The organism is Paenibacillus rhizoryzae (genome assembly GCF_059686995.1).
Genome location: NZ_JCAALT010000005.1, coordinates 366,702 through 387,069, shown reverse-complemented (window position 1 = coordinate 387,069; position 20,368 = coordinate 366,702). Strand labels below are relative to the sequence as shown.

At 51.9% G+C, this 20,368-nt stretch carries 17 protein-coding genes; 16 read left to right on the top strand and 1 reads right to left on the bottom strand.

Going from position 1 to position 20,368, the window contains the following annotated elements:
- The first annotated feature begins 3 nt into the window (after positions 1 to 3).
- Both AC6ESO_RS17220 and AC6ESO_RS17215 read left to right on the top strand, forming a co-directional pair.
- On the top strand, positions 4 to 594 hold the full coding sequence (locus AC6ESO_RS17220) for a hypothetical protein (RefSeq protein ID WP_497092427.1): 591 nt from the start codon (positions 4 to 6) through the stop codon (positions 592 to 594).
- A gap of 29 nt (positions 595 to 623) precedes the next feature.
- The gene (locus AC6ESO_RS17215) at positions 624 to 1,043 is read left to right on the top strand and encodes an NUDIX hydrolase (RefSeq protein WP_497092426.1); all 420 of its coding nucleotides are present in this window, start codon (positions 624 to 626) and stop codon (positions 1,041 to 1,043) included.
- A 68-nt stretch (positions 1,044 to 1,111) separates the two neighbouring features.
- Here the strand turns inward: AC6ESO_RS17215 and AC6ESO_RS17210 are convergent, their stop codons facing one another.
- Positions 1,112 to 2,131 carry an LLM class flavin-dependent oxidoreductase gene (locus AC6ESO_RS17210; RefSeq protein WP_497092425.1) on the bottom strand — a complete coding sequence of 340 codons (1,020 nt, stop codon included), beginning with the start codon at positions 2,129 to 2,131 and terminating at the stop codon, positions 1,112 to 1,114.
- Positions 2,132 to 2,386: 255 nt separating this feature from the next.
- On the opposite strand from AC6ESO_RS17210, the gene AC6ESO_RS17205 reads away from it, so the two are divergent.
- The 14 genes from AC6ESO_RS17205 to AC6ESO_RS17140 all read left to right on the top strand — a co-directional run bounded on the left by AC6ESO_RS17205 (position 2,387) and on the right by AC6ESO_RS17140 (position 20,280).
- The gene (locus AC6ESO_RS17205; RefSeq protein ID WP_497092424.1) at positions 2,387 to 4,168 is read left to right on the top strand and encodes a sensor histidine kinase; all 1,782 of its coding nucleotides are present in this window, start codon (positions 2,387 to 2,389) and stop codon (positions 4,166 to 4,168) included.
- Positions 4,143 to 5,756: a response regulator gene (locus AC6ESO_RS17200; RefSeq protein WP_497092423.1), complete on the top strand. Its 1,614-nt coding sequence runs from the start codon at positions 4,143 to 4,145 to the stop codon at positions 5,754 to 5,756. Before AC6ESO_RS17205 ends, AC6ESO_RS17200 begins: the two co-directional genes overlap by 26 nt.
- Positions 5,757 to 5,929: 173 nt before the next feature.
- Complete coding sequence (locus AC6ESO_RS17195) at positions 5,930 to 7,690, top strand: extracellular solute-binding protein (RefSeq protein ID WP_497092422.1); 1,761 nt, start codon at positions 5,930 to 5,932, stop codon at positions 7,688 to 7,690.
- Positions 7,691 to 7,809: 119 nt separating this feature from the next.
- Positions 7,810 to 8,667: an ABC transporter permease gene (locus tag AC6ESO_RS17190; RefSeq protein ID WP_497092582.1), complete on the top strand. Its 858-nt coding sequence runs from the start codon at positions 7,810 to 7,812 to the stop codon at positions 8,665 to 8,667.
- Positions 8,668 to 8,685: 18 nt separating this feature from the next.
- Positions 8,686 to 9,570: an ABC transporter permease subunit gene (locus tag AC6ESO_RS17185; protein WP_494821310.1), complete on the top strand. Its 885-nt coding sequence runs from the start codon at positions 8,686 to 8,688 to the stop codon at positions 9,568 to 9,570.
- 489 nt (positions 9,571 to 10,059) lie between these two features.
- Positions 10,060 to 10,782, top strand: a complete 723-nt coding sequence (locus AC6ESO_RS17180) for a YwaF family protein (protein ID WP_497092421.1) — start codon at positions 10,060 to 10,062, stop codon at positions 10,780 to 10,782.
- Between the two features lie 354 nt (positions 10,783 to 11,136).
- Complete coding sequence (locus AC6ESO_RS17175; RefSeq protein ID WP_177246080.1) at positions 11,137 to 11,307, top strand: hypothetical protein; 171 nt, start codon at positions 11,137 to 11,139, stop codon at positions 11,305 to 11,307.
- 214 nt (positions 11,308 to 11,521) lie between these two features.
- Entirely contained in the window at positions 11,522 to 12,694 is a 1,173-nt protein-coding gene (locus tag AC6ESO_RS17170) for a GntR family transcriptional regulator (RefSeq protein WP_497092420.1), read from the top strand.
- Between the two features lie 265 nt (positions 12,695 to 12,959).
- Positions 12,960 to 14,291 carry an ABC transporter substrate-binding protein gene (locus AC6ESO_RS17165; RefSeq protein WP_497092419.1) on the top strand — a complete coding sequence of 444 codons (1,332 nt, stop codon included), beginning with the start codon at positions 12,960 to 12,962 and terminating at the stop codon, positions 14,289 to 14,291.
- Between the two features lie 102 nt (positions 14,292 to 14,393).
- Positions 14,394 to 15,281, top strand: coding sequence for a carbohydrate ABC transporter permease (locus AC6ESO_RS17160; protein ID WP_497092418.1), 888 nt, complete (start codon positions 14,394 to 14,396; stop codon positions 15,279 to 15,281).
- A gap of 69 nt (positions 15,282 to 15,350) precedes the next feature.
- Complete coding sequence (locus AC6ESO_RS17155) at positions 15,351 to 16,229, top strand: carbohydrate ABC transporter permease (RefSeq protein WP_497092581.1); 879 nt, start codon at positions 15,351 to 15,353, stop codon at positions 16,227 to 16,229.
- Between the two features lie 133 nt (positions 16,230 to 16,362).
- Positions 16,363 to 17,895: a glycoside hydrolase family 76 protein gene (locus AC6ESO_RS17150; protein ID WP_497092417.1), complete on the top strand. Its 1,533-nt coding sequence runs from the start codon at positions 16,363 to 16,365 to the stop codon at positions 17,893 to 17,895.
- Between the two features lie 141 nt (positions 17,896 to 18,036).
- Positions 18,037 to 19,185: a glycoside hydrolase family 76 protein gene (locus tag AC6ESO_RS17145; protein WP_497092416.1), complete on the top strand. Its 1,149-nt coding sequence runs from the start codon at positions 18,037 to 18,039 to the stop codon at positions 19,183 to 19,185.
- Between the two features lie 27 nt (positions 19,186 to 19,212).
- Positions 19,213 to 20,280 (top strand): glycoside hydrolase family 76 protein, encoded by a 1,068-nt coding sequence (locus AC6ESO_RS17140; RefSeq protein ID WP_497092415.1) that lies wholly within the window; start codon positions 19,213 to 19,215, stop codon positions 20,278 to 20,280.
- Positions 20,281 to 20,368 lie beyond the last annotated feature (88 nt).

Sequence of the window (20,368 nt, the reverse complement as noted above, 5' to 3'; positions counted from 1 at the left end):
GCAATGGTATTTAAAGGCAAGAGGATCTACTATGTGCTGGGTGCAGTGCTCGTGCTGCTTCTGCTCAATACATTCATGGGCACGCGCAACAGCTCAACCGTGGAAGAAGTGCTCAATAAGGGCCATATGAAGAAGGTGCAGGTCCTGTATCAAACGAAAGCGGATCAGGATACGTTGGCTTTCTATTTGAGCGTGCCGGAGGACCAGGCGGTAAGTGCGGCCAAGGACCTTTCGGTAACGGATATGGGCTACGGGTTGTTGAAAAAGAACATTTTTGGCAAATGGGTGATGAAGCAGTCGGCGGAATACGGCAGCATCAAGGCTTACCTTGCGGATGACGGATTTACCGGCGAAATCGCATTGGTACCGACAATGGTGTACGGAGTTATAACCGATGAGCGAATCGGATCCATAAACGTTACGTTTCAAGATGGAGATAAACAGGTCCAAGCGAAAGCGACCGTCGTAGACACCAAACCACTCCGACTCTGGTATGCACTGGCGGATGAGCGGGTCGCAGATCGAGATGTAAACCTGGAAGCTGTCGGTCAAGATGGCAAGGCTATAGCGACGAAGAAGATTTCTTTTCAATAAAAGAGTCCTATGTGGGAGGGCGCTCGCGTTTGCAGGGATATAATGTGCTGATGATTTACAGCAAGGATGAGGAACGGCTGCTTATGTGCAGGCGACTGAAGGAGCCGTATAAAGGATTAAGCAACTTGGTTGGCGGCAAAATCGAACCCGGAGAATCGGGGATAGAAGCAGCATATCGTGAGCTGGCGGAAGAAACCGGGATCACTCAAGCGGATGTCACTTTGCATCATGTCATGGACTTCACCTATTATCTACAGGAGTGTTACGTGGAGGTTTACGCAGGCAAGCTGAAGCGGGATGTCCAGGTGGCAGGCGATGAGAATGAGCTCTATTGGTCGGAGCTTCATCATGATTTCTTCGACATGTCGCTATATGCCGGCGAAGGCAACATCGGGCATATGATTGAGCAGGTGAACATGAGCAAGGTTCTTGCGATGGATGAGACGTGAATAACAAACGCCCTTTACTAAATTCCGCCTAGAAGCGGCTTAGTAAAGGGCGTTTTATTTACAAGGATTTAGTTCGTTGAACCTTCCAAGCCTGCAGCTTCAGCCACGATCTCATAGGACCGCAGACGCGCAGTATGATCGTAAATCTGGGAGGTGACGATGAGCTCGTCGACCATCGTTTCGCTTAGAATTTCACGCAGGCGAGCAGCCACGGTTTCCTTGTTTCCGGTAATCCCGTACCTGGCTCTGGATTGCAGGGCTTCCCGCTCATGCGGCATCCACAGCTCATCCATGTTCTCGATCGGCGGCTGCAGCTTGCCCGGACGGCCGCGAATGAGGCTGAGGAATTGCTGCTGCTGCGAAGTCGCAAGGAAGCTTGCTTCCTCATCGGTCTCTGCGGCAACGATGTTGATGCCGATCATGACATAGGGCTTCGCGAGCACTTCGGAAGGACGGAAGCTGCTGCGATAGAGATGGATAGCCTGCATCAAATACTCCGGTGCAAAATGGCTCGCGAATGAGAATGGCAGTCCGAGTTCGCCTGCCAGCTTTGCGCTGAAGCCGCTCGAGCCGAGCAGCCAGATCGGCACATCCAAGCCTTCGCCCGGCGTTGCGCGGACAGGCCTTAAGGAATCCGCCGGCGGATGGAAGAAAGCGCGCAGCTCGGCAAGCAGCTCCGGGAACTCCTGCCCGTTCGAAGCCAGATCGCGGCGAAGCGCGCGTGCTGTCGTCTGATCAGAGCCGGGCGCGCGGCCAAGGCCAAGATCGATCCGGCCCGGATACATCGACTCCAGCGTGCCGAACTGCTCGGCGATGACAAGCGGCGAATGGTTCGGCAGCATAATGCCGCCGGAGCCGACGCGAATCCGTTTCGTGCCGCCGGCCACATAGCCGATGACGACCGAGGTAGCCGAGCTTGCGATGCCCGCCATGTTATGGTGCTCGGCGAGCCAGTAGCGGTTGTAGCCAAGACGCTCGGCGTGACGGGCGAGGTCGAGCGTATTGCGGAACGCGTCCGCCGGTGTCCCGACATCGAGAACCGGTGCCAAGTCTAATACAGACAGAGGAACTTTTATAGAATCAGTCATCGTTGATATGACCTCCTGTATGATCGTAGTTTAGGTGAGGGAGTGAACCATCGATTCCCTTTATTATGGAACACCCTCAAAGTTTATTCAAGCAGCTAACTAATTACTAGTAAATAACAATTATACATCAATCCGTCGGGGAGGTAACTGGCGATTTGTGGAGAATTATGTAGGATACTCCTCCTGATTGTTGTTCCCATCACAGGTGGAGCGTTTCCTGCCTGATAGAAGCAACTACTATGCCGGGGGTGGCAAATGCTGCTGAACATCCTGAAACGCATCGCTTCTGTGTCTATTTTACCCAAGCTTGTCCTCACTTTCCTTGTTACCCTCACACCGCTTTATATCATCAGCTGGAAAATGAACGAGACCGGCTCCTCCCACGTCCAGAAAGAAATTACGGACTCCCTTGTATCGCGAACCTCCCTATATATGAACATGCTGGAATTCGACATCGACAGTGCCATCCGGCAGCTGCAGGAGTATGTCAATGACGACGATTTGCTAAAGCTGTCCTCCTCCTCCGAGGTGATGTCGGAGATCGAGAAGATGCAAGCGCAGCTGCGGCTCAAGAGCCGCTTGGATGCCCTTCAGAAATCCAGTAAATTCGTGAATAATGCCATTGCCTTCATACCCGCTATGAACCGCACCGTGTCTGCCAATGCCAACGTCATCGGCAATTTTGATGAGGCGCAGTTCATCGCGCTGAGCAAGTCGACGAATCGGTTCGAGTCTCCTTTTCTATTGTGGAAGGACCGGCTCTTCATTAGTATTCCATATCCCGACCCGGCTATCTCAAGCCGCAGAAGTCCTGTCTTCCTTCTTGCCATTGAAATTTCACGCCCTGAATTAAGTAAGGTACTGCAGGAGTTTACGAATGAAGGCGGCCATACGGCGCTGGTTGGAAACAAGCAGCCTTTTCTGATTACAGGCGGATCGGACGCGGTGGATGAGGAGCTCATTCATGATTTTCAGCTCGAGGAAGTAGCGGCGGAAGAAGGCAAGCTGCAGTCGGTGGAATGGAAAGACCAGTCCTATCTGGTGGTTTCCAATCATTCCTCGCGGCTCGACATGACCTTGCTAATGTATGTGCCGGCGAACAAAGTAAACGCATCCCTGCAGGTCTACCGGTTCTGGTTCTATGTGCTGTCTGCGATGTCCGTCTTTCTGGTGCTGCTGTTCTCCTACAGTATTTACCTCATCATTCATCAACCGCTAAAGCGGCTTGTCCGTTCATTCCGGCGCATCGAACAGGGGCAATTCAACCTGGAGGTCCATTACCCGCTGCAGGATGAATTCGGCTATTTGTACGGCCAATTTAACGGCATGGTGAAGCGGCTGGATGTGCTTGTCCATGAAGTCTACGAGCAGCAGTATCTGGCCCGTCTGGCGGAGCTGCGTCATCTGCAGTCGCAAATTAACCCGCATTTTCTGTACAACAGCTATTTTATTCTGTACCGAATGGCCCAGCAGCGAGACCATGAGAACGTAATTTACTTCACGAAGCATCTGGGTGAATATTTTCAATACATTACGCGCGACGGCTCGGATGAGGTGCCGCTGGCAAGCGAGATTCACCATGCCCGTACTTATGCGGAAATCCAATCGATCCGTTTCTCCGAGCGGATTACGGTGGAGTTTGAAGAGGTGCCTGAGGAGCTGCGCGCGTTCCCGGTCCCTCGTCTCATCGTCCAGCCGATTATCGAGAACGCCTATAACCATGGCTTGGAACATAAGCGCAGGAATGGTTTAATTACAGTCGAGTTCAGCACGAAACCGAGGGCTATCGAGATTTCCATCACCGACAACGGGGAGAACATGGATGAAGAGAAGCTGCGCGAGCTGCAATTGAGTTTGCTCGACAAAGCGCAGCCCACAGAGCATACCGGTCTGCTTAATGTCCATCGGCGCATTATTATCAAATATGGGGGCGGCGGTTTGACGCTCAGCTTGGGGGAGGAGCGAGGCCTCAAAGTGACGATGACGATTCCGAGGGAGGCTGGTGCAGAGGATGAACCGCTTATTGATTGTGGATGACGAGAAATTCACGGTAGACGGCCTGTATGAGATGATCGAGGACACCCCGGATTTGGAGCTGGACCTCTACCGGGCCTACTCCCCGGAGGAAGCGCTGGAGTGGCTGGCGAGAACGAAGATCGACATTGTGCTCAGCGACGTGCGCATGCCGGGCATGACCGGACTTGAGCTCCAGCAGCGGATTGTGGCGCAGTGGCCGCGGTGCAAAGTGATTTTCCTCACCGGCATTCATAACCTGGAAACCGCGCAGCTGGCCATTCGGACAGGCTCCATTGACTATATTCTCAAGACCGAAGGCGACGAGGCCATTATTCGCAGCATTCGCAAAGCGATTGATAGTTTGGCCGCGGAGTCGCAGAGTCAACAATTCATGCTGCAGGCCAAAGACCAATTGAACCGGGCGCTGCCGCTGCTGCACCGGGATTGGCTGATGGCGGTGCTGGAGTCGAACGGCGTTCATCCTACTGTGACGGAAGAGAAGCTGCAGGAGCTGCGCATTCCGCTGCGCAGCGACGCCCCTGTTATTCCGCTTATCGGTCGCATCGACCGTTGGGGACAAGGGAGCTACCATGACAGAGCATTAATGCTCTATGCCGTCCAAAATATCGCTTCCGAATACTATGCCCCGCTTGCGGTATTTACCGCGAGCATAGATATGCATCATTTTGTCTGCTTCCTGCAACCGGCAACCGGTGAGTACACCAGCGATACGTGGCGCGACACGGTCAGCTTCGTGCAAGGCACTATGGAATCGATCCAGCATACCTGTGACCGGTTGCTGCATCTGCCTGTCTCGCTTATTTGCGGCGCACAGCCTGCGGAGTGGGAGCAGCTGCCGCATGTATATGAGCAGATGAAGAAGAGATTGGTTGTCGGACTCGGCACGAGGGATCGCATGCTGCTGATCTTGGACCAACGCGAGGAGGGGGGCGCTCCTCAGGCTGCCCTGCCGCCGCTGCGAACATTAATGCTGCAGCTGGAGCGGTTGCTGGAAGACGGTACCGAGGAGGCATTCGCTGAGGTGATTAAACACTATACCGCACTGCCTACTCAATATGCCGAATATGCGCTTGTTTACTATGCCATTGCCAATTTGCTGCTTAGTCAGCTGACGCAAGGCGGGGAAGCGCTGACTGGCGAAGGGGATGCCGCTATTACGGATGGACTCATGAATCTCTCCGCCCATCAATCGCGAGAGGCGTCGCTGAGCTATCTGCTTCAGACGGCATCCATGATCTATACAAGGCGCAGATCCATCCAGCATGAACGGACCCATCAGTTAATTGCGCGGCTGCATCAATATATAAGGGGCAATCTGGGCGGTGATCTGTCGCTTACGAGCTTATCCGAAATCGTCTACCTAAACCCCGCCTACCTGTCGGTTCTCTACAAACAGCAGACAGGCACGAACCTCTCGGAATACATCGCCGAGCTGCGTCTCGAGAAAGCGAAAGAACTGCTCACGGCAACGCCTCTCAAAATTCATGAGATTGCCGACAAGGTCGGTTTCGAGACATCGGGTTATTTTATCCGCTTCTTCAAGAAACGAATTCAGCTGACTCCGCAGGAATATCGGGCAAGGGAATAGCTGTCTGAGCGAAGGGCAGGGATTGTTGTCCGATTCTTGGGGTTCCCGTCCCACCTTTCGCGATTCCTATACAGGAGACCACGAATCTATAGATTGTTCCATAGTGAAGCAAAGCGCCGTCATTCTATACTGAAGGAGAAGGAAGCTTGCAAAATAAAAGGGAGGCTAGGGGAATGCGAAAGCCATTCAAATGGACTGCGGTTCTGCTTATGACTTTTATTTTCATTTTTGTAACCGCTTGCAGCTCGGGGAATAACAACAACAAGAATACTTCCAATTCCACAGGGGATGACAAAACCAATACATCGACGAATACGGCAGATACGAGCAACAGCACGGATACCAACACGAACACGAATGAGCCGGCACCGGCGGCAGAGCCTGATCCCTACTTCGGCAAGTACGATCCGCCGATCGACATCACAAGCGTGCGTATCATCAACGATACGTTCAAGTTCATGGAAGGCCAAACAATCGACAACAACATGTGGACGCAGGCTCTCCAAGAGAAGCTGGGCATCAATGTGAAATACGACTGGGTTGTCAGCGGCGATCAGCCGGGCGGCCAAGGCGAGCAGAAGATGAACGTTTCCATCGCTTCAGGCGACCTGCCGGCATTCATTCCGGTTAATGCCAAGCAGCTCAAACAGCTGCAGGAAGCCGATGAGCTTGAAGATCTGACAGCTACCTATGAGAAATACGCTTCACCTTTCCTCAAGGAAATTCTCAATCAAGACGGCCCGGCCGCGCTCGCTTCTGCTACGTTCGGCGGCAAGCTGATGGCGATTCCGAACACCGGCTCTTCCATGGATGGAGCGGGGATGATCTGGATTCGCAAGGATTGGCTCGACAAGCTTGGCCTTCAGCCGCCGCAATCGATGGCTGACGTGCTGGCGATTTCCGAGGCATTCACGGCGAAGGATCCGGACGGCGACGGAAAAGCTAACTCCTACGGCATCGCGATGAACAAAGACCTATACGGCGGCTTTGCCGATATTACAGGTCTTATGAACAGCTACCACGCTTATCCGAAATCATGGATCAAAGACGCAAGCGGCAATATTGTCTACGGCAGCATCCAGCCTGAGATGAAGACTGCGCTCGGCGTTCTGCAAGAGCTGTACAAGAAAGGTCAAATTGACAAAGAGTTCGGCGTTAAAGACGGCGGTAAAGAAGCGGAATTGACAGCATCGGGCAAAATCGGCATGCAGTTCGGTCAAATGTGGAATCCGCTATGGCCGCTCGTTGACAATAAGAAGAACGACCCGAATGCGCAGTGGCAGTCGTACCCGCTTGCTTCTGCCGACGATCAACCGGTTACACCGCAAGTCGGCTTCTCGACAGGGCAGTATTTTGTCGTGAAGAAGGGTGCCGAGCATCCGGAAGCGCTGCTCAAAATGATCAACCTGTTCGTTGAGACCGGCTGGGGTGAAACAACAACGCCAGAGAATTATGCGAAATACTTCACTAGTGAAGGATTCGAGAAATTCAAAAACATGCCGTTCCAAGCATGGCCGGCTCGTAAAAACCTGGATATCTACCTCCATGTGACGGCTGCGCTGGACAGCAAAGATACATCTGCCCTTAATCCGGAAGAAAAGGATATGTATGATAAGACCGCTTCTTGGATGGACGGATCAAGCAAAGAACCGCTGAACTGGGCGTATGAGCGCATCTTCGGCAAAGAAGGCTCGTTCAAAGTCATCGATCAATATGTTAGCGGCAAAGCGCTCAAGCTGACCGAGTTCTACGGTGCTCCAACGCCTGCGATGGTCGAGAAAGAATCGAACCTCCAGAAGAGAGAGCTTGAGACGTTCACGAAGATCATTATGGGTGATTCGCTCGATACGTTCGATAAATTCGTCGAAGAGTGGAAAAAGCTTGGCGGCGATGAAATCACGCAAGAAGTGAACGATTGGGCGAAGAACAAATAAGTAGGCGTAGTTGATGCAGGCGGGGGGAGCGACGTCTTCCCCCGTTTTTCTACTAAGCAGGGCAGGGAGGGAACGCTTTGTTACGTAAAAATTGGAGCGGACAGCTTCCGCTGCACTTGATGATTTTGCCGGGTCTCATCCTCATACTGATTTATAGCTACGGTCCAATGTTAGGCTTTGTCATTGCCTTCGAGAAGTTCAAGCCCGCTATAGGCGTCATTCATTCCAAATGGGTTGGATTGGATAACTTCCGTTATGTGATGGAAATGCCGGAGTCCAGACAGATTGTATGGAATACGATCTTGATCGCCATTATGAAAATCGTTGCCGGCTTAATTGCACCTATCGTTACTGCACTGCTTCTGAACGAGGTGCGCAAGGAAGTATTCAAACGCGGGATACAGACGGTTGTGTATTTGCCTCACTTTCTGTCATGGATCATTCTCGGGGGCATTCTGATCGATATATTGTCGCCGACGAGCGGGATTGTCAATCAAGTGCTGGGGTGGGTCGGCATTGAGCCGATTTATTTTCTTGGGGATAATAACTGGTTCCGTTATGTACTGGTGATCACGGATACCTGGAAGGAGTTTGGCTTCAATACAATCGTTTATTTAGCGGCATTAACGAGCATTAATCCGACGCTGTACGAAGCGGCTATCGTCGATGGGGCAGGCCGTTGGAAACAGACGCAGCATGTAACGCTGCCGGGGATGATGCCGATTATTATCTTGTTAATGACCTTAAGCTTAGGAAACGTGCTGAACGCCGGGTTTGACCAGGTGTTTAATTTATATAGCCCGCAGGTGTACGAGACGGGGGATATCATCGATACTTTCGTCTATCGAATCGGTCTGGTCGATGCACAGTATGGGGTCGCGACAGCGGTAGGTATATTTAGATCGGTCGTCTCGCTTTTCAGCATATCATTGTCCTACTATTTGGCTTATCGATTCGCCAATTATCGTATTTTCTGATGAGAGGAGAGGGCGGGAGTGCTGGAGTATTACACGGTTAGTCGCAGATTGTTTCTATCCTTTAACTACGTCTTTCTTGCCTGTCTCGGTTTGCTATGTATTTTGCCGATTATCCACGTCCTTGCTATTTCGTTCAGTTCAAGCGCGGCTGCTCAGGCGGGTTATGTCAAGCTTTGGCCGGTGCAGTTCTCGCTGAGCTCCTATGAATATGTATTGCACAAACCGGCGTTCTTCAAATCCATTCTCGTTACCTTGAAGCGGGTTGCACTTGGTATTCCGGTCAATATGCTGCTCACTGTGCTGATTGCGTATCCGCTTGCTAAGGAAGCAAAGAAATTCGCCTTTCGGACGTTCTACGCTTGGGTGTTCGTCATCACGATTCTATTCAGCGGCGGTCTGATTCCGCTCTATATGACGATCAAATACACCGGCATTATGGATAGTATCTGGGCGATGGTGCTGCCAGGCGCAGTACCCGTGTTCAACGTTATCCTGCTGCTGAACTTCTTCCGCGGGCTGCCGAAGGAGCTGGAGGAAGCGGCGTTTATGGATGGTGCCGGACATTGGACGACGCTGTGGCGGATTTACCTTCCGCTGTCGCTGCCGGCGCTGGCGACGATCACCTTGTTCGCAACGGTTAACCACTGGAATTCCTGGTTTGACGGGCTGATCTTCATGAACTCGCCGGATCATTACCCGCTGCAAAGTTACCTGCAGACGGTCGTCATTAACCGGGATTTGACGCTGATGTCCTCGGCGGACATGAAGTCGCTCACCGAGGTGAACGACCGGACCGCGAAGGCGGCGCAGATCTTCCTCGGCGCGCTGCCGATCTTGATGGTGTATCCGTTTCTGCAGCGGTTCTTCATGAAAGGGATTGTGCTTGGAAGCGTGAAGGAATAGAGTTGGTGAAATGCTGGGCTGCCGATCTTATGTGTCGGTGGCCTTTTTGCTGTTTGCAGAAGGGAGTGCGGCGCTTAACTGAAAGTACCGCGATAGCGCCTCTGTGGATGCTGAGAGTTCGGAAATCGAACTCTCAGCCTTTAAATGGTCACTGAATAGTGCCGAGAGTTCGAAAATGCGACTCTCAGCCCTGAAAGTAACTCGGTTTCACCGCCTACGTACGCTGAGAGTTCGAAAATGGAACTCCCAGCGTCGAAAAGGTCGCTGAATGGCGCCGAGAGTTCAGAAATGCTACTCTCAGCGCTGAAAGTACCTCAGTTTCATTGCCTACGTTGACCGAGAGTCCGAAGATGGGTCGGAAAACACTACGATGTTCCCACCGCGCACGCCATGCACATCAAAGTTGAATTCCCTTAGCGCGCTTAATGAAGGAGTTACCGCCTGAGATAGCCAATTATATCCATGGGTGTCAGTTAACTTCAAAGGGGGATGGGCGACATAGCTTCATTTTTCTCGCGTCATACGACAGAGCATTTCATTGCTTACTCCAGCTCGCACATGGCGGTGCTCGCGATTATGGTGGTACTGGCTCTTCTCTTGTTCGGGTTCAAGTCAAAGATCAGGCTGCACATATCAGCTAAAACGACCGTCCATTTCGTTATTCTGGTAGGGCTGATTGTCCCTCAAGTGATCCTCTATTTCTGGTATGCCGACCAGGGGCTATGGGATGTCCGATATACGCTGCCGCTCGAGCTATGCAGTATTTCGCAATTGCTCGCTATAATCATGCTAGTCACACGAAGCCGGCTCTTGTATCAAATCGTCTTCTTCGCCGGAATTGGCGGGGCGCTGCAGGCGATGCTGACACCGGACCTGGATTATCCGTTCCCGCATTTCCGTTACTTTCACTTCTTCGTTGTTCATATCGCGATTATCCTCGCGCCGCTGTATTTGACCTGGATTGAAGGCTACCGGCCAACCTGGAAGTCGATCGGGATTACGATGATTTTCCTCAATGTCCTCCTCGTTGTTGTGGGAGGCACGGATTACTTGTTAGATGCCAACTATATGTTCCTGCGGCACAAGCCGGAAGGTGCTTCATTGCTCGATTTATTGGGGCCGTATCCCTACTATTTGGCCGTGGAGGAGCTCATTGCGCTGCTTATATTCACGCTGATGTATCTGCCGTTTGTTCGGTGGAGAAGGAAGTGATGTTGCTGCCGCCGTTTCGCGCTAACGAATCCTACAGGTCTTATTCGCGCGAAATTAGTCATTTATTAAATCTAACGAATCGTAGGAGGCTTATTGTGGCGAAATGTAACGAAACAAGGGCTTTTGACCGCGAATAGGACCTCCGGGATTCGTTGGAATTTCAAAACCCGTTATTTTGTTGAAATAAGGCTTCTAGGATTCGTTAGCGTGCGTGAAGTGCGGGGAGATCACCCGTAAGCCTCGGGGCGCAATTCGGGTTCTTAAACCTAATAATTGGCTTATACAATTCTAATAGTTATCTGAAACTCTGCTGCTATGATCAGGTTAGCGAATGCATAAGAGGGAGAGGATTAGATGACAACCATTAGTAAGGAAGTCCAGTCACTTGTTAATCAACTTCATCTGTCGGACAATGAAATCGCAGAGAAATTTCAGTTTACGCAATTTGGCCAGCAATTGACGCTTGAAGAGTCGAAACGGTTTATTGCCTTTCTTAAACAAGAATTAGTGGTGGCTTCGACCTAATCGGCAGCAGACATAGATTGCTTATAACCGCACTCCCCGCACAGTAGATCGTCATCTACAGGCGGGGAGTTCTTTTATCCATCCCAGAGAGGTCGATATATCATTTCATCTTGGCAAATCGCATATATCATGATATATTGGTATAAAATAAGCTCGAACCGAACCGTCGTCGGTTAAGGCGGTGGAGCAATTGTGATTTCATGGAGGTTCAACTATGTCGAATGAGTCCGCATCCAAACCGATGTATGAGAAGATATTCGAAACACTTCGCGATCAAATTATAGAACGGAAGTACGAGGTTGGCGACCGGGTGCCTTCGGAGAAAGAGCTTGGCGATGAGCATGGTGTCAGCCGAATTACTAGCAAGAAGGCGCTGGAACTGTTGGCGAACGAAGGGTATATTATTCGCCAGCCGGGACGCGGCTCCTTCGTTGCCGAGTCACAGGATAAGGCAGCCGTGAAGCCGTCAAGCGGTGCTTCCCATCATCAGCATACGACGCCGCGCAATACGGGTGGCAAGCTGCTGATCGGGCTTGTCATTACCGATTTTGCTGACAGCTACGGTACGGGGCTCATCTATGGAATGGAGGAAGCCTCTCGCGAGAATGACAGTTACTTGGTATTGCGCCGCTCCTTCGGCATCCCCTCCTATGAGGAAGAAGCCATCCAAGGCTTGCTGGAGCTTGGCGTAGACGGGCTTATTATTTTCCCGGCGCAAGGAGAATATTTCAATGCGGAGATACTCAAGCTTGCTATTATGAAGTTTCCGTTCGTACTCATAGACCGTCATCTGAAAGGCATATCTGCCGGTTCGATCAGCACAGACAATGTGAAGGCGGCCATCAAAGGCACGAATTATCTCTTCGAGCTCGGCCACAAATCCATTGTATTCCTGACCCCTCCGCCTAGGGATACAACCGCCATCGAGGATCGGATCGAGGGCTTCATTCAGGCGCATGCGGAGAAGGGCATCATGGTTGATCGCGAGCTGTGGATTGATGATATTATGTCGGCGCTGCCGCAGGGCAACGCCGAAGAGAACCGCATTCGCGATATTGAGAAAATCATTGCGCACCTGCGCCAATACCCGCAAATTACGGCGATTTTCGCAACCGAATATAACATTGCACAGCTTGCGCTTCGTGCTGCAAGCGAGATGGGGCTGTCCGTTCCCGGAGATATCTCCGTCATTTGTTTTGACAGTCCGGAGATAAACGGCGGCTTCCCGCTGACCCATCTGCAGCAGAATCAGTTCGGCATGGGGAAAACCGCCTATGAGAATGTGCTTAAGCTGCGCGAAGGTTACATGCCTCCTAATCGAACGCTGCTGGAGGCCACACTGATACCGGGAGATTCGACAGGTCCGGCAAGGGCGAGAGCAAGATAACCAGCTTTATCAGGGCATCTCTATGAAACATAAAAGCCTGTGAGCGATAGTTGATATCGTTCATAGGCTTCTTCTATTAATATACCATTTAAATTATTTAGTATAACAACATTAATTAAATGTTATACATATTTATATTGACATACTAGATGCATGCCAATATAATGAAAAATGTAAGCGGTTTATAAATGAAATATCAACCGCGGTTTCGAGGGCTGAAGCCCTTGGCGGCAATCGCAAGCACATAAAAAGGGAGGCAGTTATAGTGAAAAAGTGGATTTCTTTAACGGCACTTGCAGCAGTAGTTGTCGTGGCGGCATCCGGATGCGGAAGCAACAGCAACAGCAATAGCAACGACAATACGAATGCCACTAACAGCGCATCGACTAACAACAGCTCGAATTCAGCTTCATCGGAACCGGTTGAACTTACATTTTGGGGCGATTGGGGCGGCGAAGGTCAGAAGCAGTTTGAAACCATGGTGGACGCATTCAATAAATCGCAAGATAAAATTCGCGTCAAATACGTTCTGCAGCAAGATATGATTACGAAATTCCTAACCGCTGCCACTTCAGGCGGCTCACCGGATATTCTGTTCTGGGACAGATGGAGAACTTCCCTTTATGCACCGAAGAACGTACTTCACCCTGTGGATGAGTTTATGGCGAAGGATGGCCTTAATAAGGATGATTTCTACGGCGAAGCACTCAAAGAGCTCTCATTCCAAGATAAATTATACGGACTGCCTCTCACTGTAGATGCACGCGCACTCTTCTACAACAAGAAGATCCTTACCGATGCAGGAATCAATCAACCGCCGACAACATGGGATGAGCTGGAGCAGGCTGCTATCAAGACAACCAAGTGGAACGGCAATAAGCTGGAGGTAGCGGGCTTCTCGCTTGGCGACAACGGACTGTTTAACATGTACCTGCAGCAAGCAGGGGGTCAAATGCTGAGTGAAGACGGCACGAAGACCAACTTCAATAACGATCAAGGCAAAGCCGTTCTGCAGTATTGGGATCGCCTGCTGAACACCGACAAAGTGTATAAAGTCGGCTTCGAGCAAGGGTTGGGCGAAGGGACGGATGCTTTCGTAACCGGCAAGCTCGCGATGCAATATACAGGTCCATGGATGCTGAGCACCTATAAGAAATACGGCAAAGACCTCGATTTCGGTATCGCACCTCCGCCGGTAGGACCGAACGGGGACAAAGGCAGCGTAATGGGCGGCTTCGGTCTTGTTATTCCTGAAGGATCCAAACATCAAGCAGAAGCATGGGAATTCATCAAATGGTGGACGGCAAACAAAGACAATGCTCTTCTGTGGGCCAAAACAAGCCTTAACATCCCGGGCTTCAAGCCGGCGCTCGAAGATCCGTTCTTCAAGGACGATCCATTCTGGAAGCCGTTTCTGGATACGCTCGAATTCGCGAAAATCCGTCCGGCGCACCCAGGCTACTCCGTCATGGAAGGCGATGCGCTGATACCTAATCTGCAGCTGTTCCAACAATCGAAGCAAAACCTTGAGGATACGCTCAAGAAAGCGCAGCAGCGCGGCGATCAACTGCTATCCGATAATGCTGTTGTGAAATAAGGAAGTTCATAGGCAAGTGCGGGAAGGGAGGGGGAGATACCTCCCTTCTCTGTACTTTAAGCTGTCATTACGTGCTGCAAGCGGAAGGAGGAATCGGCTATCATGGCTTCCATAGGCAAACTGAACCGGCATCAGGCAAAAACGGCATACCTCTTCATCACTCCGACGTTGCTGCTGTTTCTCGCATTTACTGTCATTCCGGTCGTCATGGCCCTTTATTTAAGCTTTACGAATTATGATGTCGTCAGCCGAATGGACTTTGTCGGCGCCGACAATTATAAGCGGCTGGTGGACGATGTGCTGTTCTGGCAAACGTTCAAGAATGTGTGCTATTATGCCGTTATTTTTATCCCGTTAAATATTATGATTTCCTTGCTGCTCGCGCTGCTTCTGAACTTCAAACGGTTTGGCGTGAAGCTGTTCCGCACGATGAACTATTTACCAACCTTAACGTCCGCAGTAGCTGCGGCTACGGTTTGGATTTGGCTGCTCCACCCGGAGTTCGGTCTAGTCAATAACATTCTTAGCTACTTCGGCATCCTTGGACCTGCTTGGCTTGCACAGACTGAAACGGCGATGTTTTCGATCATCATGGTCACGCTTTGGCAGAGTGTCGGCTCCAACATGGTCATCTATATTGCCGGTCTGCAAGGTGTACCGGATTACTTGTATGAATCGGCGAAGCTCGACGGCGCAACGGCGTTTGACCGCTTCCGCTATATTACATGGCCGCAGCTGCGTCCGACTACTTTCCTCGTCAGCACCATGTCCATCATCGGGGCACTGCAGCTGTTCGATCAAGCCTTCGTGCTTACGCAAGGCGGTCCGGGCAACGTGACGAAAACCCCGGTCTATCTCATCTATCAGCAGGGCTTTAACCAATTGCAAATGGGTTATGCCTCTGCACAAGCCTTCATACTAGCAATTGCCATACTTATCTTCTCGTTCATTAATATGCGTGTTAACAAATCCGAAGAGTCGATCGTGTAAGGAGGGGGCGCAAGCATGGCGCAGCAGCAAGTAATCAATCGCCTAGCCCCGAATCAAGGGACGGGCACAATCAGCTCTCATTCCGTTCGCAAAGCGGTAGGGACGGTGTTGTTCTACATCGTGACCATTACGTTATCTGTCATGATGTTTCTGCCTTTCTTCTGGAGTCTCATCACCTCGTTTAAACCGAGCGACGAGATCTTCTCCATGCCGATCAAGTGGATTCCATCTACACTTACGCTGGAACATTACCGGAGCGCGTTTACGACCGTTCCGTTCGGATTGTATTTCTGGAACTCGTTTCTTCTGGCGGCTTCCGGAGTGCTGGCGAACTTGTTCTTCGGCTCGCTGAGCGGATACGCCTTTGCGAAGCTGAATTTCAAACTAAGCCAGCCGATCTTCCGCATCTTGCTGGCAGCGATGATGATTCCGGGCATTGTTACGATGATTCCAAGCTTCTACGTGCTGAAGCATTTCCCTCTCATTGGCGGAAATGACCTGCTTGGCGCGGGCGGAAACGGGTTTCTGAATTCGTTTTGGGGCATTATTTTGCCAGGGGCGTCGGGCTCGTTCGCGGTGTTCTTCATGAGGCAGTTCTTCCTGACGCTGCCGTCCGACATGATGGAGATGGCGCGGATCGAAGGGTGCAAGGAATTCCGCATCTTCTGGAATATTTACTTACCGCTGACGAAGCCGGCGCTTGCCACGCTGTCGATCTTCACCTTCCAAGCGGGCTGGAACAGCTTCCTGTGGCCGATGATTATCTTGAATGATCCGGAGAAGGCAACCATTCAGATGGGGCTGCAGGCATTCTCCTACAACCATCAGACCGATTTCGGGCCAATGATGGCCGGGGCGCTCATCGCGGTGCTGCCAATTCTGGTGCTCTTCCTGCTGCTGCAGAAATATTTTGTCCAAGGAATTGCCTTTAGCGGCGTGAAGGGTTAAGCCGGTTAACTTCTATTGCTTCCCTGAAAGGGGGTGATAAGGCTCAAAGGCGCATAGCGCTGGGCCTTCCATATCCATCACGAGCTGCAATACGCTTCGCGGTAATGGAATCCATTTGTGAGGAGTGCATGTGATGAAAGCAATGGCAAGTTTGGGTAAGAAAGTCGCAGCCGCCCTGTTGGCAGCGACACTCATGTTCCCCGTTATCGGGGGGAGCAAGGAGGCTAACGCCTTTACATCCGCGAATGCGGACACGGCGATGAACGGCTTCGTTAACACCTTCTACGACGCATCGGCAAAATATTTCTACACGAACAGCGATCACGTCATCCACTCGGCGCATGCGCATGGACCGAACGGCGGCTTGTACACCGACTTTTGGTGGGAAGCGCAGTTGTGGGAAACGGTTATGGATGCTTACGAACGGACCGGCAGCAGCACGTACCGGACGATGATCGACGACATCTACACCGGTTTTAACGCAAAATACACGAACTTATTGGATAACCAGTTCAATGATGACCTCGGCTGGTGGGCGCTGGCCTGCATGCGGGCGTACGAAATTACGGGCACGGCGGAATATCGCAATCGGGCATCGTTCTTGTTCGATCAAATCTATGCGTTCAATGACAGCACGTACAGCGGCGGCATCTGGTGGAAGCGCGACGGCACGTCTCCGCAGAAGAACATGGCGACGAACGCGCCGATGGTCATGACGGCCATCAAGCTGAAGAACGCGACCGGCGATAGCGCATACCTCACCAAGGCGACGACCCTCTATAACTGGATCAAGTCGAGGCTTGTGTCCGGCAGCAAGGTGAACGACCACGTGGAAGGCAGCGGCAGCGGAACCGTGATCAACTGGGATTTTACGTATAACTACGGCACCTTCCTAGGCGCGGCACTCGCGATGTACCAGGCGACAGGCACGAGCAGCTATTTGACGGATGCGAACAATGCGGCGGATTACGTCATAAACAAGATGACTTTATCCTACTCGCTGCTGTACGAGGGAGAGAATGACGGAGCAGGGTTCAAAATGATATTCGCCCGCAACCTGAACAAGCTGCGGATCGCGACCGGCAATTCGTCGTATCTCAACTTCCTGCAGCAGAATGCGACGCAGGCGTTCAATCACCGGCGCGCGAGCGACAACGTTATCGGTAGCGACTGGACGGGGGCGACCGGATCCGGGTATGTACAAAGCTTGGCTGCTGCGGCTGGCGCGTCGATTCTACAGTTCACGCCGGCGGATAACTACACAGGCTATATTGCGGGAAACGGCACCTACGAAGCGGAAAATGCGCTCAAGAGCGGCTCCATCATCTCCGAAAGCTCGCAGTCCGGCTTTACAGGCCGCGGTTATTTGGCGGGGTGGAACACGGCGGGCGCGATAACGTTCAACGTGAATCAGAACTCCGCTTCGACGCGGACGGTAACGATTCGATTTGCAGGCGGGGCGGGCAATTCGAGCCGTTATATCTCGGTTAACGGAACGATCGTCGCGAACAATCTCAGCTTTGCCGGTACAGGCAGCTGGGGAACCTGGAGCACGGTGACGTTCAGCGCGAATTTGAATGCGGGCTTCAATACCATCGTCATCGGCTTCGACAGCAGCAAAGGCAACGGCAATTATGTGAACATCGATAAAATTTCCGGTTTATAAGAAACGGTAAGACGCCCCGGCTGGGCTTGCAAGTGCGCGCAGCCTCACTCGCAGTAGCGGCAGTCCTGCTGCTGCTGCTGTGGCGGCTGCGGCTGCGGCCGCGGCGTCATCAATACAGGCAAGGTTGGTGAATCGGCATCCATGATGCGAAACGGCAAAAGCATTTTACTAGCAATTACGGCCGCGGTCATCCTTATAGCTGGACTTGCCGCATGGCGGCTTGGTTTGGGAACGACACTGACGGGAGGCGGCGCGGCTTCGGTATGGAGCGAACGGGCAGACCTGGCGCAGCAGGAGCTGGAGCAGTCGTTCTGGGATGAGAAACGGGGCTTGTTCAATAATGCATCGCCATGTATCGCGCAGCTATGCACCGATCCGTTCAATTATTGGTGGCTTGCTCACGCGGTGGATGTCCTGGTTGACGGGTATGATCGGACAGGTAGCGCGAAATATGCCGAGCAGCTCGGCAAGCTGTATCAAGGTATTCTCGACCGCAACGCAGGATTCTTCATTAACGATTACTACGATGACATGGAATGGATGGCGCTCGCTTGGCTGCGAGCTTTCGATGCGACAGAGGACGATCGGTATAAGCAAGCGGCGCTCGCGCTTTGGCAGGAAATCCAGACCGGCTGGAACGACGAGATGGGCGGCGGCATCGCGTGGCGCAAAGAGCAAATGGACTACAAGAATACGCCGGCAAACGCGCCTGCGATAATTTTGGCGGCACGAATATATGAACATACACAAGATAAAGCTGATCTGGCTTGGGCGAAGAAATTATATGACTGGCAGAAGAAGACGCTTGTCGACCCGGCAACAGGACTCGTCTGGGATGGCATAAACCGTCAAGGTGATGGCGCCATCGATAAAGATTGGAAATTCACTTATGGCCAAGGTGTCTATATCGGCGCAGGGGTAGAACTGTACCGCATCACGAAGGAGCAGTCGTATCTGGACGATGCGCGGAAGACGGCAGGTAACTTGAAGCAGGACTTCTTGTCGCCGGCAACCGGAATGCTGCCTTCTGAAGGGGATGGGGATGGCGGGTTATTCAAAGGCGTGCTCGTCCGATACATCGGTGAATTAATCGAGCTGGACCCTTCGCAGAAGGAACTCAGTGGGATGCTGCTAACGAATGCGGATAGCTTATGGGAATACGGCAAAGGGAAAGAGAAAGCACTGTTTAGCAATTCTTGGGCACAAACACCTGACACGGTCGTTCAGCTGAGTACACAGCTCAGCGCGGTTATGCTTCTTGAGCAGGCGGCGCGGCTAGAGAAACAATAACTTCGGAATAGCAGGAGAGTGATGGACATGATATGGGAAAGTCGTGCGGAAGAGGCGCAGCAGGCGCTGTCAGATTTATTTTGGAACCCTGCTATTCGGTTGTTTGATATCGAAATTCCTTGTCCCGGCGGGGCTTGCAATACAATCTTTCATTACTGGTGGATGGCGCATGCGGTAGATGCGCTGGTAGACGGCTATGAGCGGACGAAGGATGCGAGATACGCACTTCTGTTGGAGGAGATTTATGAGGGGCTGCTGGCGCGCAATGGCGGTGCTTTCCCGAATGAGCTGTACGACGACATGGAGTGGATGGCGATCGCATGGCTGCGCGCGTATGAGGCGCTTGGCGTAGAGAAGTATAAAGCGGCGGCATTGCTGCTATGGGAAGATATTCAGACGGGCTGGAACGACCATATGGGCGGCGGCATTGCTTGGCAGAAATCACAGCTGGATTACAAGAATACACCTGCGAATGGGCCGGCGGCGATCTTAGCCGCACGTTTGTATAAGCAATTCGGCCGTGCGGAGGATCTGCATTGGGCCGAGAAGATATACAGCTGGCTGAAGCGAAATCTCGTAAACCCGGACAACGGCTTCGTATGGGATGGGATGAATCGGGAAGGCGACGGTGCAATCGATAAGGAATGGAAATTCACGTACTGCCAAGGCGTTTTCATTGGTGCCGCTGTGGAATTGTTCCGAATAACCGGGGAGCAGGTTTATCTTGAGGATGCGATGCGTACTGCGACTGCGTCAGAGAAAGAGCTTCTTCATTCGGGGAGCGGGCTGCTTCCGGATGAGCAAGACGGCGATGGCGGATTATTCAAAGGCATACTTGTCCGCTACTTGGGCGAGCTTGCAAAGGAAACTCCTGCATCGTTTAGCGCTGCCTTGCCACTGCTAATGCGAAACGCCGTATCTCTCTGGGAGCAAGGTCGCGATGAGGGCCGCTGCGTGTTCAATACGGACTGGAGCTCGAAGCCTGCGGAACGGGTTACGCTGAGCACGCAGCTTAGCGGAATCATGCTCTTGGAGCAGTTGGCTGCATTGGAACGAGCAAGCGGCCGTGAGGCTTTGTCCAATGAGGCTATATAGGTTGTTGTTTTAGGTGCAGTCTATCTATTTGCCATATAGAGATTCGTATAAAATTCCGCTGTGCTAGGAAACAAAATCCAGTATAATG

Excerpts from the sequence above, each read along its gene's own strand:
- AC6ESO_RS17200 (WP_497092423.1), top strand. The coding sequence starts at position 4,143 with ATGAACCGCTTATTGATTGTGGATGACGAGAAATTCACGGTAGACGGC.
- AC6ESO_RS17220 (WP_497092427.1), top strand. The coding sequence starts at position 4 with ATGGTATTTAAAGGCAAGAGGATCTACTATGTGCTGGGTGCAGTGCTC.
- AC6ESO_RS17195 (WP_497092422.1), top strand. The coding sequence starts at position 5,930 with ATGCGAAAGCCATTCAAATGGACTGCGGTTCTGCTTATGACTTTTATT.
- AC6ESO_RS17190 (WP_497092582.1), top strand. The coding sequence starts at position 7,810 with ATGATTTTGCCGGGTCTCATCCTCATACTGATTTATAGCTACGGTCCA.
- AC6ESO_RS17205 (WP_497092424.1), top strand. The coding sequence starts at position 2,387 with ATGCTGCTGAACATCCTGAAACGCATCGCTTCTGTGTCTATTTTACCC.
- AC6ESO_RS17145 (WP_497092416.1), top strand. The coding sequence starts at position 18,037 with ATGATGCGAAACGGCAAAAGCATTTTACTAGCAATTACGGCCGCGGTC.
- AC6ESO_RS17150 (WP_497092417.1), top strand. The coding sequence starts at position 16,363 with ATGAAAGCAATGGCAAGTTTGGGTAAGAAAGTCGCAGCCGCCCTGTTG.
- AC6ESO_RS17170 (WP_497092420.1), top strand. The coding sequence starts at position 11,522 with ATGTCGAATGAGTCCGCATCCAAACCGATGTATGAGAAGATATTCGAA.
- AC6ESO_RS17140 (WP_497092415.1), top strand. The coding sequence starts at position 19,213 with ATGATATGGGAAAGTCGTGCGGAAGAGGCGCAGCAGGCGCTGTCAGAT.
- AC6ESO_RS17210 (WP_497092425.1), bottom strand. The coding sequence starts at position 2,131 with ATGACTGATTCTATAAAAGTTCCTCTGTCTGTATTAGACTTGGCACCG.
- AC6ESO_RS17175 (WP_177246080.1), top strand. The coding sequence starts at position 11,137 with ATGACAACCATTAGTAAGGAAGTCCAGTCACTTGTTAATCAACTTCAT.
- AC6ESO_RS17160 (WP_497092418.1), top strand. The coding sequence starts at position 14,394 with ATGGCTTCCATAGGCAAACTGAACCGGCATCAGGCAAAAACGGCATAC.
- AC6ESO_RS17180 (WP_497092421.1), top strand. The coding sequence starts at position 10,060 with ATGGGCGACATAGCTTCATTTTTCTCGCGTCATACGACAGAGCATTTC.